Raw genomic sequence first — 18310 nt, forward strand, 5'->3', positions numbered from 1 at the left:
CGGGAGGCGATCGGAGTGTGGGTGAACCACTTCAACTACCATCGACCTCACACCGCCTGCGGTGATCAGCCCCCGGCCTCACGCACCCCCGCCCGAGTCAACAACGTCATGCCCTCTTACACCTAGGGCGGCGCAGACGGCGACTATCCAAGACAATGTTGCTGACCGCCAGCCGGCGGTGACGGGCATCGTCAGCGAACTGGTCATCACCCTCATTGGGCAGGCGCGAGATGATACGGAGATTGACGTTATCGCCGCTTTGGCGCAGCAGATATCCGATGAAGTTGGTGCGGACTTCCAACGTCACCTCGACGGCGGAGGGCCCGACCGCCGAAGCAACCGTCACTTGTGGTGCGTGGTCATGGCGACGATCTGTCGACTCTACGACGAAGCCTCCAGCTTCATCACCTCGTCCGTCGACTACCTAGTTGGTGCAGTCTTGATGAGGCTACGCGAAGACATCTCATTCGATCGGACAGACGACACTCATGCACGCGACATCTACCAATACAAGTACCGCGTCGTCGCGGCGTTCGAACTCGTCGAGTACTCGTTCTTAGAGTCGCTGATCAAGAAGGCTGTCATGGCCGTCATCGCTGCGGCGAAGGCGATCGGCGAAGAGTCCGTGTTCAAGCACCTACGATTGATCGGCGCGATCACATGCCCGGACCCGGACCGACACCCCGACGTCATCCGACACTGTTTGTGGCCCCTCTTGTCTGGTCCGTTTCAGGACGCACTCCAGGAAGACCTCGAGATACAGATGCGCACATGGCTCCGTAACGCCTACGTCGTAGGGCCCGGTAGTTGAATGACGAATTGTCTTAGGCGGGGGCCAAAAGCAGGTTTGACCCGTCCGGAGCTGATGAACGGTTCGCGCGGCGATTATTGGACGACCGGTCGCATTGCGGGTTGTCGAGGCTGGGGTGCTGCAAGCTCCGATTGAGTCACGGTCACGATGGTCTTTGCGCGAGTGATCCGCTGTGGAGTCTGGGGTGTGCTGCGATGAGCCGGCGCTCTTAGCGGCGGGTGCGAGGTGTGCCCAATCATGGTCGGCGGAGCCAGTCCGTAAACCTCTTCCACAAGCTCCTGGCAGGCGCTGACAGTTCGGTCGTCACATCTTGATCGTCTGTATTCGGGGATATCGGTGCAACGGCCTCGACGGTGGGAACAGTGTCCTGCTCAACGATCGGTTCGGCGTCCGCCCTTGCCTGATCTTCGGTGAGAGGGGAGCGGTCGGACGCAGCCGCTGAAGGTGCCGCGTCAGAGCGCCATTGAGGGGTGTCCAGTCCCGTAGCCAGTTCGGCGGCAGGACGGACCGCCTGTTCAGGGCGTGGTTCCTCGGGATGATCCGATGGTGTGTGATTGCTTGATGCTGGCGGTGAGACGGAACGTCGTCTCGACTGGGCCGCGTTTGACAACTCAAGGTCGCTTCGCAAAACCCAGACTCGCGCCATCTCCAGACGTCGAAATCTCTTCTTCCAAACGGGGGCCTGCTGCAGCACTCGCTCGCCGCTGAGGATTTCGGCGAGGATCGCCGCCAACGAACGGGACTTGTAGATCAGCGCTTGGCGGTCAGGATCGAACTCCGCGATCGATCCCCGCGCGAAGAGGAGAGCATTACCCTCTTGCGAGGGATCTTCCCAGGGTCGCTGAGGTGCGTAGTTGTCGTTCGGATTGAGGACCGAGACGTAGATGCCGCCGTTCTGAAAGACCTCCTTGCGGATGGCTGCACTCAGAGACTTGGGGGCGCGCTCGGGAAGTTCTGTCGGGAACAGCCAAATCGTCTTTGCTGCACCGGCCGTTGTGCGCTGTAGCGTTCGGTTGGCGAAGTCTGTGTTCCATCGCTGATACTCAAGGACGAGGTCGTGCTCCGGCAGGAAGACATCGCCGTGGGTGGGGGAGTGCTCGACCACGGCCATTGCCCCCAGCGTTTTCGCGATCCTGTACAGGCGGCCCTTGATCCACAGGTGCTCGACTCCCTCTGGCCCGCCTCCTCCGTCGAGCGTGGCGGGGTCTTGTTCTATCTCGCCAGGGCTGACTGGCATCTCAACCTGGTTATGGTCGCAACCTCCGGAACGGATGGCGAGGAAGCGAAGACCGCTTGCGCTCATCCGCTTCGCCATGAGCAGCGTGTCGCACGAAGAGACGATGCATTTCACGTGGACTTCAGGGTTTTTATATATCAACTCCCAGTCGGCCTGGTCGTTCACACAGACCTCGACTGGTTCCTCTGCGCCACGGGGGTCCACGATGAGACCGCGAATCTTCACCTGACGGGTACGGTGCGTCGCGTGTACCTTCTTGCCGGTTGTGTGGTCCTCTGGATGGCCGCCGACGAGGGGCTTCTGGGAGTTGGGTGCCTTGCGATGTTCCGGTTCGGAGTCCATGCCGTCTTGCCTACCAGCACCCTCCGACAAGTAGGAGATCCCTGGGGCAACGTCCTTGAAGAGACTGCCAGGTGCGACGACTCTCAAGGGCAGGGTTTGCGGACGGAGCGTCCGCGCATCAGCTCCCAGATTGCGAGTTCGGTCCGAGCCGGTTGCAGGCGTCAGCCTCGCCAGGGATCGAACGTCTCCCCATCGCGTGGCACGCCAATCGAATCGACCGCCAGGGCATGCGATGTCGGGAACCTCCGCAGCAGCGCGGCGAGTTGTTGCGCCCAGTCAGAGTAGGGGTCCATGGCCGGCAGGAGATACATAATGACGGCGAGCGCGTTGTAGGTGCCGAAGACACCCTTGGCCGTCTCATCGTCCTTCAAGTGGTCGAGGACGGGAATCAGCCCCGCCTGTGGCCGGGTTGGCGCGTGCTGGAGCTTCATGTTGAACAGCCGGGAATGGTTCTCCGCGTCGTTGCGAACGCAGTTCAGGCTGGCCAACCAGCTGCTCATAATGCGCTTGGTCGGGACTCCGAACGCCAGGGCGATCTCCTCGGCATCTTGTTGGCTCATCCCCCGATAGAGGATTGAGAGGTGGCCCAGCTCGAGGGATCCAGTGAGCGCCCGGACCGACATCCGATCGTCGTACGCCTCCCGGAAGTGCTCGACGAACTGCTCGTCCAAGCGGGTCTTCCTCTCGTTGACGCGCCGAAGCCATTGCAAGTGCTTGCTCGGCGCGGGATGCCGAGCGTCGGTGCTCTTGGCGGTGAAGGGTTCAGTGAAACAGACCGGGTCCTCGTAGGCGAAGAGGGACCTTCAGCCGAGCACGTACCCGATCCGCATTCATACAGCCACTTCGATACGCTCGATGCCGTCCATCACGAGCAAGCGCAGACGCCGGTCGAAGTCGATGAGGTCCTCGGCATGTTGCAACCTCAAGCCGGCTCTGTAGCCGCTGAGCACACGGATCCGCACGCGGCCTTCGTCGTCGATGTCATCCTCGGACTCACGGAACGGTTAGAGGTACCCAGCGAGGTGGTAGTAGCCGACCGCCTGTAGGACCGACGCGGCTCGGGTGCGGTCTCCGATCTCGATTCCGTGCCTCGTCAGTCGATCGATCTGTTCGTGGACGGACAGCCACGGCTTCGCGTACTCGGCCATGCCCCCGGGGAAAGTAAATTAGCCCGCGCCTTGCGGCAACGGGTTGACCATTTTGGTGCAAGGCTGGCACGCAGCGGATGCGAGGCTCATTAGTTTGTGAACGGTCGCCAGATCTGGGGCGTTCCGATGCACCGGGGACCTGAGCACGAGTCGAATGCCGATTTGATGACGAGTCGACTGGGGATGCAATGCGCTGTACATAAACGTGTTAATGGTGGCGAGTCGGGGTACTTCTCGCGCTCCCTTAATGCGTACGGGCGGGCGGGGGAGCCTTGCCCGCGCTGCGCGGCGGCCGGGGAGGACTGTGTCATCGTGCGCGAGCAGTTCGCCAATCGGTCTTCGTATCGGTGCTCGCGGTGCCAGAGGCGGCCCAGGCGGTTCAGAGCGTAACCCCCCGCGGTGTGCCATAGGGGGTGGGCGGTCCCTGCCCCGTAAGGCCGTCCTTCACCCGTCGGCGTCGAAGCTGACGGGTTTTCGGAACGAGCGGTGCCCGCGACCGTGCGGGCGCGGGCACCGTGGCACTCAGAGGGGACAACGTCACTCGACCGAGCGCACGCTCTGCAGGTCCGTGGAGAGGTTGCTGTTCTCGCTGTCCGACGCCACGGAGGAGGGCTCCGCGCGGGCGCGCTGCTCGTCCGCGACGTCCTCCACGCGGTCCAGGGAGACCGAGCCGGTGCGCTGGTGCGGGCGCGGGTGGTCCTGGTAGTACGCCGCGAGCCGGGAGAAGCCCTCGTCCAGGCTCACGGACGGGGTCCAGTCCAGCAGCTCACGGGTCTCGCGCTGGTCGAACCAGTGCGCCGTGGACAGCTGCTCCGCGAGGAACTCGGTCATGGGCGGCTCGCCGTCACCCTGGCGCAGTTTCGCGGGCAGGTGCGGCCACACGGTCTCGATGACCTTGCCGGCCAACCGGGCCACGCCGCCGGGGATCGAGCGGGTGGGGGCCTCGGACCCGGTGGCGCGGCACATCCGGGCGATCAGCTCGCCCACCGGCCGCGGCTCGCCGTTGGTGAGCACCAGGGCGCGCCCGTGCACCACGTCGATCCGCTCGAGCGCGCGCACGATGCCCTCGGACGCGTTGTCGATGTAGGTGGTGTCGATCATCGCCGCGCCGTGGTCCAGGTTGGGCATCCGCCCCGCGGCCGCACGGTCCGCCACGCGCTCCACGAGCTGCGTGTCACCCGGGCCCCACACGATGTGCGGGCGCACCGCCGCGACCTTGAGGTCCCGCTGGCCGTCCATGCTCAGGGCGAGCAGCTCGGCGGCGGCCTTGGAACGGGCGTAGTTGCCGCGCGCGGTCTCCGGGTTCGCCGGTTCGGCGCCCGCGCCCTCGATCGACACACCCGCGTGCGCCACGGACGGGGAGGACACGAACACCACGTTCTTCACCCCGGCGTTCTGCGCCTGGCACAGCAGCACGCGGGTGCCCGTGACGTTCACGCGCACGAACTCGTCCCAGTCGCCCGTGAAAGAGACCTTCGCGGCCAGGTGCACCACGTCGTCCACGCCGTCCAGGGCACGGGCCACGTCCTCGGGGTCGGTGATGGAGCCCAGCACCTCGTCCACACCCTTGCGCTCGGCCACCGCCGCGTGGCCGCGCTGGAACACGCGCACACGCCAGTTGCGCGCGAGCAGGACGCGGGCGACGTCGCCGCCGAGCATCCCGGACGCGCCCGTCACCAGCACGGTGCGGCCCGCGCCGTCGAGCACGCCCTCCGTCGCCGTGGCACCCCCGCGCTCCGGGTCCGCGATCCGTGCGGCACCGGGAACCCCGGCGTCGTGCTCGGGGCGCGACGCCGCGGCGTCGCCGTGCTGCTCGGGCGCGCGGTGGCGTCCGGCGCCGGGGCGGGAGGGGGAGGTGTTCTGCTCGCTCACAGTGCACTCAGCTTTCCGGTGGCCAGGGCGCGCTCGGCCCAGTCACTCAACACGGCTCGGTCGATCTTGGAATTGTGGCGGATGTCCGTGGGCTGCTCGGGAATCACCAGGACCGCGCTGACCGGCACGCCGGTGGCGAAGTCCACGGTGGCGCGGATGCGCTCGCTCAGCTCGGCGTCCGCGAGGGCGGGCTTCGAGGCGGCGGGCACGGTCTCGATCACGGCCACGGCGGACTGCGAGCCCGTGGGGCCCACACCCACCACGGCCACCCGACCCACGCCGGGCACGGTCTGCGCGGCGTGCTCCGCGGCCACCGAGGACACGGGGCCCGAGGGCATGGTGATCACGTGCGCGAGCCGGCCCTCGTACCAGAGCCGCTCCCGGGCGTCGAAGTGCCCGACGTCCCCGGTGCGGTGCCAACCCGGGGTGAGGTCCGAGGCCCGTTCGGTGATCCACAGCCGGTCGTAGTGGTCCTTCGCGTGCGGGGCGCGGGCCACGATCTCGCCGGTGACACCCGGGGTGCTCACGATCTCGGAGGACACGGTGCCGTCCGCGCGCAGCGGCAGCACGCCCAGCTGGGCACCCTCCACGGGGGTGCCCACGCACACGCCGCGCCCCGCGCCCTCGACGCCGCGCTGGGCGTCCTCGCGCGCGGCGCGGATGACGTCCAGGCTCACGTCCGTGAGGGGCAGGGCCTCCGTCATGCCGTAGGGCGTGTGCAGCTCGGCGGCGGGCATGAGCTCCTGGAGCCGGGCGAGCAGCTCCTCCGGGATGGGAGCGCCCGCGGAGAGCATGAGGTCCACCCGGGCCAGCGCGTCCCGTTCGGCGGGGGAGAGCTCCGTCGCGGTGGCCAGCACGTTGGCGATGGCGGCGGGGGACGCGAACACGGCGCTCGCCCGGATGGCCATGGTGGCCTCCGCGAGGGCGCGTGCGGTGAGCGTCTTGGGGCTCGTGACGTCCATGTCCGGGGTCACCGAGGCGGCACCCAGGGCCGGTCCCAGCAGCGCGAAGGGCGCGAAGCCCGCCACGAGACCGGTTCCCGCGCGCAACCCGTAGGTGTCACGGATGGTGTCCCGCATGCCCGCCATCTGGCGGTGCGTGTACACCACGCCCTTGGCCGGCCCGGTGGAGCCGGAGGTGAACAGCACGGCGGCCTCGGCGTCCGGGTCCACGGCGGGGATCTCGGCGGGGGCCACCGTGGTCACGGAGTCCATCAGCTCGGCCACGGTGTGGGACACGCCCAGCAGCTTCTTGGACACCGGGTCCATGGCGTCCGCGGCGATCCGCGTGCCGGGCCAGCCCAGGGCACGGGCGCCCACCAGCGCCTTGCGGATGCCGATGAACCAGCGGGGGGAGGAGCCGCGCAGTGCACGGGTGAGGCCCTTGCGCCCGAGCCCCTGGTCCGCCACCACGATCACGGCTCCGATGCGCAGGCACGCGTAGATCAGGGTGGTGAGCAGGGAGCCCGGGGGGACCATGAGGTTCACGCGGTCCCCCGGGCGCACGCCGGTGCGCAGCAGGGCCACGGCCAGCCGGTCCACGTCCGCGGACAGCTGCCGCCAGCTCACGCTGCGCTCCACGTTCAGGGACGGTGCGGAGCCGTCCACGGTCTGCGCCACGGGGCCCATGTCCACCACGGCGGGGGAGTCGTCGCGGCGGCGGGCGTCCAGCTCCGCGAAGAACGGGACGAACTCCCCGCGGCCGCGGGCACGCTGCTCCCGGTGGGAGGCCACGACGGGCTCCGCGTCCCCGACGTGCTCGTCCAGCCACGTGAGCAGCGGGGTGGCGATGTCCCGGGCCTCGGGCAGCAGGTGCCTGGCTCCCTCGAAGCGGTGCACGTCCGCGTGGGGTGCACGGCGCAGGAGGTCGTCCAGGTAGCGCTGCTGGAACACGGGGTCGCCCGTGCCCCACAGCAGCAGCGTGGGGACCTCACGGGCACTCATGCGCCCGGCGATCCGCTCGTACGCGGCGTGCGAGGGGTGCTCCTCGGGTGCGGGGATGTCCGCGACGAAGTGCTCGACGCCCTCGCGGCGCTCGCGGGAGGTGTAGGGCGCCTTGTACGCGCGCTTCACGGCCTTGGACGGTGCAGGGTCGCACAGGGCGAGCGTGGTGTCCAGGAACGCGGTGGAGCCCGAGGTGAGCGGGGCGTGCACGGCCCGGTTCAGCGCGAGCCGCAGCGCGGAGGGAATGGGCTCGGCGTTGTCGTGGTGCATGGCGGTGTTGGTGAGCACGGTGGCCGCGTGGATCGCGGGGTGCTCCTGGGCCCAGCCCTGGGAGATCAGCCCGCCCCAGTCGTGGGCCAGGGTCACCACGGGCAGGCCCGCGGTGTCGATGCCCAGCGCCGCGGTCAGGTCGCCGAGGTCCTGCACGCGGTCCGTGAGGCGGCGGAACAGCCCGGTGCGCTCGGAGAAGCCCATGTCCAGCTGGTCCACGGCCACCACGCGCCAGGGCCGCTCGGCCTCCTGCGCGGCCCGCAGCACGTCCCGCCAGAGGTAGGACCACGTGGGGTTGCCGTGCACGGCCAGCACGATGCCCTGCGGGGTGCGCCCGCTCGCGGCGATCGCGTCCCCGTTGTCCAGCACGTGCCAGCGCCGCCTGCGCCCGGCCACCGGCTCCACGGGAGCGGTGGAGGCCACCGTGAGCACGGTGGACCACGCCGGGTCCACGCCCGGCAGCGGGGTGTCCGTGAACGGCAGGCGGTCGGTGCCGCTGCGCTGGGGGGAGGTGCTGGCGGTCACGGGTGCTCCTTCGCGGTTCTGGGCGGCGTGCGGGGGCGTCCCGCGCTGCGGGTCACCGGGGTGGGGCGTGCTCACCAGGCGATCTCCATGAGGGTGGTGTTCAGCCCGGAGCCCACGCCGAGGCACAGCACGCGGGCACCGGGCTCGAGCCGCTCGGCCTCCAGGGCCAGGGTCATGGGCAGGGCGGCGGCCGCCACGTTGCCCCAGTACGGGAACGTGAGGGGCACCTTGGAGCCGTCGATCCCCATGTCCTCGATGAGCTTGTTGGTGTGGGAGTTGGAGACCTGGTGCGTCACGTAGGAGTCCATGTCCCGCCAGTCCCAGCCGTCCGCCTCAGCATCGAGCCAGGCCTCCACCACGAGCCCCACGCCGTGGTTGAGCAGACCGGTGGCGTCCGTGAACATGCCGTCCCCGCCGCCGATGCACAGGCGGCTGAACTCGGTGCCCGCGCGGGTCACGGAGCCCACGATGCGGTGGCCGTCCGGGTGGCGGTCCGCGGGACCCACCACGGCGGCGGCTGCGCCGCAGCCCAGGGTGAGCGTGGCGAACTCCTGGACCACCTGCTCGCGGGTGATGTCGTCCTCGCGCAGCCGCTCGATGGCCGCCCGGTGCCACGGCGAGGGGTCCTCGCCCGCGACCACGAGCGCGTACTCGATGGCACCGGCGTCGATCATGGACGAGGCCACGGTCAGGGCGTTGACGAAGCCCAGGCACGCGTTGGTCATGTCGAAGTTCAGGGCGGAGCTGGGCAGGCCCAGGCGCTCGTGGATGCCCACGGCCACCGCGGGCTCGTAGTTGTCGCGCGTGACGGAGGCGTTGATGAACAGCCCGATCTGTTCCGGACGGATCCCCGACTGCTCCAGCGCCGCCTGGCCGGCCTCCGTGGCGCCGTCCGTGAAGTGGCGGCCCGGGGCCCAGCCGCGGCGCTCCTTGATGCCCGCGAGCCGCTCCAGCAGGCCCTTGGGCATTCGCAGCCGCTTGAACGTGTGGGCCAACTCCTCATCGAACCGGGTGGACGGGATGACCACGTCCGCTTCCGTCTTGGTGACCGACAGGACGGCGGCGTTGCGGTTTCTGATGGTGGAGTTTCCGGTCAATGTGGCGCTTTCGATCAGACGCCACCCGTGCCGTCGAGGAGTCGATCGTCGGTGATGGACCTCGGCGTCCGGGTGAAGATGCGGGATGGACCGGTCCAGTCTAGCGGCCCATTCTGACAGCTCTCCCGGGGCGAGCGCGGTGCTCCTCCCGCGCTGCCGGTACGCCGCGCGACCCCGTGCCCGGGGTGCTTCTGCGAGGTGCGGAAACACCCCGCGGGTAGACTCGGACCCCACCCCCGGAGACGGCCCCTCGGCAGGGTCGAACGCCCTCACCGTCCGGACGTCCGGACCGCCAGACCCAGGAGATCCCCCGCGTGCACCTGAAGACCCTCACCGTGCGTGGTTTCAAGTCCTTCGCCTCGGCCACCACGTTCCACTTCGAGCCCGGCGTCACCGCGGTGGTGGGTCCCAACGGCTCCGGCAAGTCCAACGTGGTGGACGCCCTGGCCTGGGTGATGGGCGAGCAGGGGGCCAAGTCCCTGCGCGGCGGGAAGATGGAGGACGTCATCTTCGCGGGCACGTCCGGCCGCGCCGCACTGGGCCGCGCGCACGTGTCCCTGACCATCGACAACGCCGACGGCGCCCTGCCGATCGAGTACACCGAGGTCACCATCTCCCGCACCCTGTTCCGCTCGGGCGGCTCCGAGTACGCGATCAACGGCCGCTCGTGCCGGTTGCTGGACATCCAGGAGCTGCTCTCGGACTCGGGCCTGGGCCGCGAGATGCACGTGATCGTGGGCCAGGGTCAGCTGGACCGGATCCTGCAGGCCACTGCGGAGGAGCGCCGCGGGTTCATCGAGGAGGCCTCGGGCATCCTCAAGCACCGCCGCCGCAAGGAGAAGACGCTGCGCAAGCTGGAGTCGGTGCAGCAGAACCTGGACCGGCTGGAGGACCTCACGGGGGAGATCGAGCGTCAGCTCACCCCGCTGGGCCGCCAGGCCCGCACCGCCCGCAAGGCGCAGCGCATCCAGTACGACGTGCGGGACGCCCGCGCCCGGCTGCTCGCGGACGACCTCGTGGCGGCCCGGGCGGGCATGGACGCGGACCGGGGCGCAAGCGACGAGACGCGGCGCCGCAAGGACGAGCTGGAGCAGGCCGTGGCGCGCCTCGACGAGCGGCTCGCCCGCACGGAGGCCGACGCCGCGCGGACGGCCCCGGCGCTGAACGCCGCCCGCACGAGCTGGTACGAGCTGAGCACCGTGCGGGACCGCTTCCGGGCGCTGTCCGCGCTGGCGGGGGAGCGGCGTCGGCTGCTGGGCAGCGAGCAGGCGCCCGAAGCGCCGGGCCGGGACGCGCAGGCGCTGGAGGAGCAGGCGCAGCGCAGCCGGGAGGAGGCCGAGCGGCTCGCCGAGCGCGTCGCCCGGGCGCAGCAGACGCTCAACGAGGCGCAGACGGCACGACAGGCGGCGGAGGAGACCGCACGGGGGGCCGAGCGCCGGACCGCGGAGCTCGTGCAGCGCAGCGCGGACCGCCGGGCGGGGCAGGCGCGGCTCGCCGCGGCCGTGACCTCCGCCCGCTCGGCCCTCAGCGCCGCCGAGTCGGACGTGGAGCGCGTCCGCGCGGAGATCGCGGACGTCGCCTCCCGCGCGGAGCAGGCCACCCTGGACACCTCCTCCCTGCGCGACGCCGCGGAGACGAGCGCCGGGGCGGTCGAGCGCTCCGCCACGCGCGCCCGGGAGGCCGAGGAGCACGCGGAGACCGCACGCGCGGCGGCCCGCGCCGCCGAGTCCGCCCGTCAGACCGCGGCGAGCGAGCTGCACGCCGCCCAGGTGCGGCTGGACACACTGCGCCAGTCCGTGCGCCAGCCGGACGGTTCCGCCGCGGTGGCGGATGCCACCGCGGTGCTCGGCAGCGTGCCGGACGCGGTGCGCGTGGCCCCGGGGTGGGAGCGGGCGGTCACCGCGGCCCTCGGCGCGTGGTCCGAGGCGCTCGCCGTGGGGTCCGCGGCGAACGCCGCCACCGTCTTCGCCGCGCTGCGCGAGGCCGGGTCGGGCCGGGTCCACCTCGTCCTCACCGGAACCGCACCGGCCCCCTCCGCACCCCTGAACCTCTCCCTCCCGGAGGGCTGCGTCCCGGCCGCGTCCGTGCTGTCGCCCGCTCCGGGAGCCGGGGACGGCGACGTCGTCCTGCGCAGCGTGCGCGCGGAACTCGCCCGTACCGTCCTGGTCCCCGGGCCCGCGGAAGCGCTCGCCGTGCTCGACGCCGCCGCGGCGGCCGGTGAAGAGGCGTCCCTGCTGCGCGCGGTCACCCGCGACGGCGACGTCCACGGGACCCGCACCGCGCAGGGCGGGGCCACCGAGGCGGCGGGCAACCTGGAGATCCTCGCGCGCATCGAGGCAGAGGAAGCGCGTCTCGACGGGTTGCGCGCCGCGGCGGACAAGGCGACCGCAGAGGCCGAGCGGGCCGAGATGGCGCGCGCCGAGGCCGCCCGTGCCCAGCGGGAAGCCTCCCAGCAGGCCCAGAAGGACCAGCAGGCGGCCGCCGCGGCCGGTGCGGCGCTGAGCAGGGCGGAGGCCACGGCGTCGTCGGCGGACTCCGAGCTCGCCCGGCGGCGGGAGGTGCTGGGCACCGCGGAGCAGCGCATGGCCCGGCGGCAGGAGGAGCTGCGGGAGGCCCTGGAGCGCGCGGAGTCCGCGGAGCACGGGGACGAGGCGGAGCTCGAGCGGGAGCAGATCACCGCCGCCGGCGCGAAGGACCGGGCGGATGCCGCGGCGAAGACCGCCCGCGAGGCGGAGACCGAGGCCCGGTTGGCCCTGCGCGGCCTGGAGGAGCAGCACCGCCACGCGCTCTCCCGGGCGGAGGGCCAGCTGCGCGCCGCCCGCTCCGAGCGGGCCGCGCAGGCGGAGGCGGCCCGGCGCGCGGAACGACGCCGCGTGCAGGCCGCCGTGGCCCGGGCCGTGGGCACTGCGGCCGAGCACCTGCGGGTGAGCGCGGAGGAGTCGGCCCGGCAGGCCGCCGCCCAGCGGGACGCCGTCGAGACCGAGCGCGCGGGACTCGACGAGGCCGCGCACCGGCTGCGCACCGAGCGGGACGGGACCACCCGCGAGCTGAGTGAGCTCACCGAGCGGCTGCACCGCGCGGAGCTGGAGCTCACGCAGCGCCGCGCACGGCTGGAGGGGCTGGAGGCCACGGCGCTCGAGGAGCTCGGGATGACCCCGGACTTCCTGGTGGAGCACTACGGGCCGCACCTGCCCGTCCCGGACGCGGACGCCGCGATCGAGGCGGCCCAGACCGCGGAGGAGTCCGGCGGCTCCGTGCAGCTCGCCCTGCCGAGCATGACCGATCCCGGCACCCCGTTCCGGCGCGAGGAGCAGCAGACCCGGCTGCAGCGGGCCCAGAAGCAGCTCAAGGCCCTCGGGAAGGTCAACCCGCTGGCGCTCGAGGAGTTCGCGGCGCTGGAGGAGCGGCACAAGTTCCTGGTGACCCAGCTGGAGGACGTCAAGAACTCGCGCACGGACCTGCGCAACATCATCCGCCAGGTGGACCAGCACGTGGAGGAGGTCTTCTCCCAGGCCTACCGGGACACCGCCGAGCAGTTCGTCTCCGTGTTCGCCACCCTGTTCCCCGGGGGTGAGGGGCGCCTGCGCCTGACCGATCCGGACGACATGCTCAACTCCGGCGTGGAGGTGGAGGCGCGCCCCGCGGGCAAGAAGATCAAACGGCTCTCCCTGCTCTCCGGCGGTGAGCGCTCACTGACCGCCCTGGCCCTGCTCGTGGCCATCTTCAAGGCCCGCCCGTCCCCGTTCTACGTGATGGACGAGGTGGAGGCCGCCCTGGACGACCGCAACCTGGGCCGCCTGCTCACGATCTTCGAGCAGCTGCAGGAGAGCTCGCAGCTGATCATCGTGACCCACCAGAAGCGCACCATGGAGATCGCGGATGCCCTCTACGGGGTGTCCATGCGCGGGGACGGAGTGAGCCTGGTGGTGGGCCAGCAGCTGTCGCAGCTGCGGTAGGTGTGCGCGGCGGGCGACGACGGCGCTCGACCGCCTCCCCGCTCGGACCGCGTCAGCCGTGGGCGGCCGGGTTCTCGGTGGCGGCCCGTGCGCGGCGGATGAGGGCCGCGCCGCGACGCAGAACTTCGTTCTCCACGAAGAACTCCGGGGGTTTCTCGTACCACCCCAGGTCGTCCCGGGCCAGCGCCACGATGTCGCACCCGGCCGATGTGGCGGTGAGCACCACGTCCATGGCGAGTGGCAACGCCTCCCAGCCCTTCATCGACCCCGCACCCCGCCACCGGAAGGTCTCGTCAGAGCCCGTGGCAATGTGGAGCGCCGAGTCCGTGGCGGTCGTCCGGAACTCCGGAGCAACGAACTCCGTGCGCAGCCGCTCGATCACGGCCCCGGGTGCCAGCGGAGACGCCCAGCGGGCCTCCGTGACAATCCGGTCATGCTGCGGGCGGGCCCGGGAGACGCGGGGCAGCCACCAGTAGCGGAGGAGGGCCCAGACCCCCGGCAGGACTACCGCAAAAAGCCCCACGAGCATCGGGGTGGTGAGGATGCCTCGGTTGCGCAGCTCCTTCAGGACACCATTTAGCACCAGGGTGACCACGAACAGGACGAGGTAGCGGATCAGCGCACGGCGGCGCGGGGACCGTTTCCCCGACCCCGTCATCTGCCGACCGTCCCGCCCGCACGGGGCTGGCGCGTCTCTGACTGGGCGGCCTCCGGCAGCGTCTCCCGCACCGGCAGCCAGGCCAGGGCCGCCAGCAGCATGAGCGCCCCGGAGACGCCGAACGCCCAGCCGAACCCGGCGGCGTCGGCCAGGGCGCCGGCCAGGACCGGACCGAGGATCTGCCCGGCGTCCGCGCACATCTGGTAGCGCGAGAGCACCTTGCCGCCCGCGCGGTCCGGGCCGATCACGTCCGCCACTGCCGCCTGCTGACCGGGGTTCAGCGTTCCGGAACCGACGCCCGAGAGCAGGGACAGCACCGCGAATGCCACCACGGAGGTGCTGAAGCCCACCCCGATGGTCGCGAGCCCGCACACCAGCAGCCCCGTGAGCACCAGGGGCTTGCGGCCCATCCGGTCCGTCAGGCGCCCGGTGACCGTGAGCGCGGCGGCGTTGCCCACCGCGAACAGCGCGAGGGCGAGACCGGCGACGGCGGGCCCCTCACCCACCACCTGGGCGGCCAGCAGCGGAACGAGCGCCACCCGCACACCCATGGCGGTCCACCCCGTGGAGAAGCTGGAGGCCAGCGCGGCGCGGTACGCCCCGGCGTCGAGCGCGTCGCGGACCCGCATGGGCGGCTGGGCGGCTCCGGCGCGCCTGGCCCCGAGCGTCTCGTCCTTGAGCCGCGCCCAGACCACGAGCACGGCGACGAACAGGGCGCCCGCGTAGATGAGGAACGGGGCGTGCATGCCCAGTCCGGCCAGGAACCCGCCGAGCACGGGTCCGAGGATGCCGCCCAGCAGGAAGGACGTGGCGTAGTACCCGGACACCCGCCCGCGCATGGTGCGCGGTGCGAGCCGCACGATCAGCCCCATGGCGGAGACCGTGAACATCGTGGAGCCGATGCCACCGAGGCCCCGGAAGACCAGCAGCTGCCAGTAGTTCTGCGCAAAGGCCGTCGCCGCGGAGGACAGCGCGACCACCACCAGGCCCACCAGGTACGTGGGGCGCTCGCCGAACCTGTTGACCACGGCCCCGCTGGCGGGGGCGAAGAGCAGGCGGCACAGGGCGAACGCGCTGATCACCGCGGAGGACGCGGCCACACCCACGCCGAAGCTCGCCGCGAACTGGGGGAGCACGGGTGCCACGAGGCCGTAGCCCAGGGCGATCACGAACGCGGCGGCGATCAGGACCTTGATGGGTTCCGGGACGGTGGCCGCGGGCGGTGCGGCAGCGGCGTCGTCGGAGCGGGTGGCCGAGGGCCGGGCGGAAGCGGCGGGAGCGTCGTCGGGCGGTGTCTGCGCCGTGCCCGGCGTGGCATCGGCGGCACCGGGGACCGGGGCCGCGGAGGCCTCGTGCGAGTCGGGGGTTTCGGGGCGGGACACGCCTGGCAGTTTATGGGAGATTAGACGGGTGGAGACTATTGCGCAGATGTGGATACTGATTGCCGCCGCGGCGGTCCTAGTGCTCGTGGTGCTCGGCGTGGTGCTGCTGCGCAAGCCCAGGGCGCCGAAGGGTGGGTACGCGGGCACCCGCGACATCGACGACATTCCCGAGGTGGACGGGGACACCGCCCTCGAGGACCGTCCCGTCAGCACCCTGGAGCGGCCCGAGTCCGCGCGCGGTCGGCTCGCGCGGCTGCGCGGGCGCCTCGCGAAGTCCAACAACGTGTTCGGCAAGGGCCTGCTCGTGCTGCTGTCCCGCGAGCGCATCGACCAGGACACGTGGGACGAGATCGAGGACACGCTGCTGATGGCGGACCTCGGCACGGACGCCTCCCTGGAGCTCGTGGAGAACCTCAAGAAGCGCGTGCGGGTGGACGGCACCAAGGACCCAGCGGAGCTGAAGTCACTGCTGCGCGAGGAGATGCTCGCGCTCGTGGACCCCACCCTGGACCGCTCCCTGCGCACGGAGTCAGCGCCCGGCAAGCCCGCGGTAGTGCTCGTGGTGGGTGTGAACGGCGTGGGCAAGACCACCACGGTGGGCAAGCTCGCGCGCGTGCTCGTGGCCGAGGACAAGGACGTCATGCTGGGGGCCGCGGACACGTTCCGCGCGGCCGCCGCGGACCAGCTCGAGACCTGGGGCGCCCGGGTGGGCGTGCCCACGGTGCGCTCCGAGCAGGAGGGCGCGGACCCCGCCTCGGTGGCGTACGACGCCGTCACGGCCGGTATCCAGCAGGAGGCGGACGTGGTCCTCGTGGACACCGCCGGGCGGCTGCAGAACAAGGCCGGTCTCATGGACCAGCTCGGCAAGGTCAAGCGCGTGATCGAGAAGGCCGCCGCCGTGGACGAGGTGCTGCTCGTCATCGACGCCACCACCGGGCAGAACGGCATGACCCAGGCCAAGGTCTTCGCGGAGGCCGTGGACATCACGGGCATCGTGCTCACCAAGCTGGACGGCACCGCCAAGGGCGGCATCGTGGTCGCCATCCAGCGCGGGCTCGGCGTGCCGGTCAAGCTCATCGGCCTGGGGGAGGGCCCGGACGACCTCGCCCCCTTCAACGCTGAGCAGTTCGTGGACGCGATCATCGACTGAGCCCCGCCCCCCCCCTGAGCCGCCGACGGCGCCCGCTCCCGTTCCCGGGGGCGGGCGCCGTTCGCGTTCCGGCGGGTGGGACGCGGTCCGGCTCCTCCGGGCGGGACGCGGCCCGGGTCCGGCGGGTGTTAACACGCCCGCAACATGGAGGCGTGAGCTGAAACACAGTCGTTACCCGCACGGGAACTTGCCGGTAACAAGGGGTGCGTTGACTGGGACCACGGAGCGCAAAGGATGTGCTCGCCAGAGACCAGGGACGAGGTGATCCGGGTGGAACTGACTGCCGGACACGTGTGGACCGTGGTGGCGGCAGGGCTGGTGTTCTTCATGACACCCGGCCTCGCGCTGTTCTACGGGGGCATGACCCGCGCCAAGGGCGTGCTGAACATGATGATGATGAGCTTTGCCGCCCTCGGCGTGGTGGGCGTGGTGTGGGTGCTGTGGGGCGCCTCGATGCTCAGCGGCGACCCCGTGCTGGGCGGGTTCAGCGCGAACCCCTTCGCCCACCTGGGGCTGCACGGTCTGCTGGGCACCGAGGACCTGCTGACATCCGACTTCTCGGTCACGTTCGCCATCATCACCGTGGCACTGATCTCCGGGGCGATCGCGGACCGCACCCGGTTCGGCACGTGGGTGGTGTTCACCCTGGTGTGGGTCACGCTGGTCTACTTCCCCCTGGCCTACATGGTGTGGGGTGACGGGCTGTTCTCCGAGGACGGCGCCCTGGGGCGGATCTTCGGGGAGCCCATCGACTTCGCGGGCGGGCTGGCCGTCCACATCAACGCCGGCGTCGCGGCACTCGTGCTCATCCTGCTCATCGGGGCCCGCCGCGGCTTCGGCCGGGACTCGGGCCAGCGCCCCCACAACCTGCCCCTGGTGATGCTCGGCTCGGCCATCCTGTGGTTCGGCTGGTTCGGCTTCAACGCCGGTGCGGCCACCACGGTGGAGCAGGCCGCCCTGATCTGGACGAACACCCTCGTGGCCCCGGCCGCGGCCATGCTTGCGTGGCTGCTCACCGAGCGCCTCCGGGACGGGCACGCGACGTCGCTCGGTGCGGCCTCCGGCGTCGTCGCCGGGCTCGTGGCCATCACCCCGGCGTGCGCGAACGTCACCCCCGTGGGCGCGATCGTCCTGTCCGCGGTGGCCGGGGTCGGCTCGGCGCTCGCCGTGGGCTTCAAGTACCGCATCCGGCTGGACGACTCGTTGGACGTGTGCGGTGTGCACCTGGTCTCGGGCATCGTGGGCACCGTGGCACTCGGTTTCCTGGCCATCCCCTCCGAGGGGCGCGCGGGTCTGTTCTACGGCGGTGGCTGGTCCCTCATGGGCACCCAGCTCGCGGCCACCCTGTTCGTGGTCCTCTACACGGGGGTCCTCACCCTGGTGATCGGGCTGGTCCTCAAGGCCACCATGGGCCTGCGGATCACCTGGCGGGACGAGGTGATCGGCGTGGACCTCACGCAGCACGCCGAGTCCGCGTACTCGCTCAAGGACGAGGCCACGGGCCACTTCGCCGGTCACGCCCCGCCGCGCCCCCTGCCCGGCACCGCCGAGGCCCCCGTTCCCGTCACGGAAGGAAGCAACCAGTGAAACTCGTCACCGCAGTGGTGCGTCCCGAGAAGTTCAGCGACGTCAAGGACGCCCTGGAGAACCACGGCGTGCAGGGGATGACCGTCCTGTCCGTGCACGGCTACGGCCGCCAGCGCGGTCACCGGGAGGTGTACCGGGGCGCGGAGTACACGGTGGACCTGCTGGAGAAGGTGCGCATCGAGACCGTCGTGGAGGACGCCGAGGCCCAGGAGCTCGTCACCGTGATCGTCACCGCCGCCCGCACCGGGGAGCCCGGGGACGGCAAGGTGTGGGTCACCCCCGTGGAGCACGCCGTGCGGGTCAGCACGGGGGAGCGGGACGACGTCGCCCTC

At 71.0% G+C, this 18310-nt stretch carries 12 protein-coding genes and 3 pseudogenes; 8 read left to right on the plus strand and 7 right to left on the minus strand.

Annotation, left to right across the window (positions count from 1 at the left end):
- Together CWC38_RS06440 and CWC38_RS06445 are read left to right on the plus strand one after the other, a co-directional pair.
- A pseudogene (locus CWC38_RS06440) lies at positions 1–126 on the plus strand (IS481 family transposase); the annotation flags it as partial.
- A gap of 52 nt (positions 127–178) precedes the next feature.
- Positions 179–811, plus strand: a complete 633-nt coding sequence (locus CWC38_RS06445; protein ID WP_121845990.1) for a hypothetical protein — start codon at positions 179–181, stop codon at positions 809–811.
- Between the two features lie 235 nt (positions 812–1046).
- On the opposite strand, the gene CWC38_RS12035 is transcribed toward CWC38_RS06445, so the two are convergent.
- Both CWC38_RS12035 and CWC38_RS06450 read right to left on the minus strand, forming a co-directional pair.
- Complete coding sequence (locus CWC38_RS12035) at positions 1047–2390, minus strand: hypothetical protein (protein ID WP_124106147.1); 1344 nt, start codon at positions 2388–2390, stop codon at positions 1047–1049.
- Between the two features lie 161 nt (positions 2391–2551).
- Positions 2552–3124, minus strand: a pseudogene (locus CWC38_RS06450) (Abi family protein); the annotation flags it as partial.
- Here CWC38_RS06450 and CWC38_RS12705 point away from each other — a divergent pair.
- Together CWC38_RS12705 and CWC38_RS12380 are read left to right on the plus strand one after the other, a co-directional pair.
- On the plus strand, positions 3038–3436 hold the full coding sequence (locus CWC38_RS12705) for a hypothetical protein (protein ID WP_240625091.1): 399 nt from the start codon (positions 3038–3040) through the stop codon (positions 3434–3436). The pseudogene CWC38_RS06450 and the gene CWC38_RS12705 sit on opposite strands and share 87 nt — an antisense overlap.
- Positions 3437–3754: 318 nt before the next feature.
- Positions 3755–3928 (plus strand): annotated as a pseudogene (locus CWC38_RS12380) (bifunctional DNA-formamidopyrimidine glycosylase/DNA-(apurinic or apyrimidinic site) lyase); the annotation flags it as partial.
- A gap of 147 nt (positions 3929–4075) precedes the next feature.
- Here CWC38_RS12380 and CWC38_RS06460 read toward each other — a convergent pair.
- The 3 genes from CWC38_RS06460 to CWC38_RS06470 all read right to left on the minus strand — a co-directional run bounded on the left by CWC38_RS06460 (position 4076) and on the right by CWC38_RS06470 (position 9245).
- A complete protein-coding gene (locus tag CWC38_RS06460) occupies positions 4076–5410 on the minus strand; it encodes an NAD-dependent epimerase/dehydratase family protein (protein ID WP_439108833.1) in 1335 nt (444 codons plus the stop codon).
- The gene (locus CWC38_RS06465; RefSeq protein ID WP_240625092.1) at positions 5407–8148 is read right to left on the minus strand and encodes an alpha/beta fold hydrolase; all 2742 of its coding nucleotides are present in this window, start codon (positions 8146–8148) and stop codon (positions 5407–5409) included. Before CWC38_RS06465 ends, CWC38_RS06460 begins: the two co-directional genes overlap by 4 nt.
- Positions 8149–8219: 71 nt before the next feature.
- Positions 8220–9245: a 3-oxoacyl-ACP synthase III gene (locus CWC38_RS06470; RefSeq protein WP_121845991.1), complete on the minus strand. Its 1026-nt coding sequence runs from the start codon at positions 9243–9245 to the stop codon at positions 8220–8222.
- A gap of 314 nt (positions 9246–9559) precedes the next feature.
- Between CWC38_RS06470 and smc the strand changes: the two genes are divergently transcribed.
- Positions 9560–13201 carry a chromosome segregation protein SMC gene (smc, locus tag CWC38_RS06475; RefSeq protein ID WP_121845992.1) on the plus strand — a complete coding sequence of 1214 codons (3642 nt, stop codon included), beginning with the start codon at positions 9560–9562 and terminating at the stop codon, positions 13199–13201.
- Between the two features lie 52 nt (positions 13202–13253).
- Here smc and CWC38_RS06480 read toward each other — a convergent pair whose 3' ends face one another.
- A complete protein-coding gene (locus tag CWC38_RS06480) occupies positions 13254–13859 on the minus strand; it encodes a hypothetical protein (RefSeq protein WP_121845993.1) in 606 nt (201 codons plus the stop codon).
- The gene (locus CWC38_RS06485; protein ID WP_121845994.1) at positions 13856–15241 is read right to left on the minus strand and encodes an MFS transporter; all 1386 of its coding nucleotides are present in this window, start codon (positions 15239–15241) and stop codon (positions 13856–13858) included. Before CWC38_RS06485 ends, CWC38_RS06480 begins: the two co-directional genes overlap by 4 nt.
- A 46-nt stretch (positions 15242–15287) precedes the next feature.
- Here CWC38_RS06485 and ftsY point away from each other — a divergent pair, with 46 nt between their 5' ends.
- From ftsY to CWC38_RS06500, 3 genes are all read left to right on the plus strand, one after another.
- Positions 15288–16391: a signal recognition particle-docking protein FtsY gene (ftsY, locus tag CWC38_RS06490; protein WP_121845995.1), complete on the plus strand. Its 1104-nt coding sequence runs from the start codon at positions 15288–15290 to the stop codon at positions 16389–16391.
- 270 nt (positions 16392–16661) lie between these two features.
- Positions 16662–17978 carry an ammonium transporter gene (locus CWC38_RS06495; protein WP_240625093.1) on the plus strand — a complete coding sequence of 439 codons (1317 nt, stop codon included), beginning with the start codon at positions 16662–16664 and terminating at the stop codon, positions 17976–17978.
- Positions 17975–18310: P-II family nitrogen regulator (locus tag CWC38_RS06500; RefSeq protein ID WP_133306234.1), on the plus strand; the 336-nt coding region annotated here is incomplete at its 3' end. The genes CWC38_RS06495 and CWC38_RS06500, both read left to right, overlap by 4 nt.

The organism is Kocuria tytonicola, from assembly GCF_003687455.1.
Taxonomy (GTDB): Bacteria; Actinomycetota; Actinomycetes; order Actinomycetales; family Micrococcaceae; genus Kocuria; species Kocuria tytonicola.

Excerpts from the sequence above, each read along its gene's own strand:
- ftsY (WP_121845995.1), top strand. The coding sequence starts at position 15,288 with ATGTGGATACTGATTGCCGCCGCGGCGGTCCTAGTGCTCGTGGTGCTC.
- CWC38_RS06480 (WP_121845993.1), bottom strand. The coding sequence starts at position 13,859 with ATGACGGGGTCGGGGAAACGGTCCCCGCGCCGCCGTGCGCTGATCCGC.
- CWC38_RS12035 (WP_124106147.1), bottom strand. The coding sequence starts at position 2,390 with ATGGACTCCGAACCGGAACATCGCAAGGCACCCAACTCCCAGAAGCCC.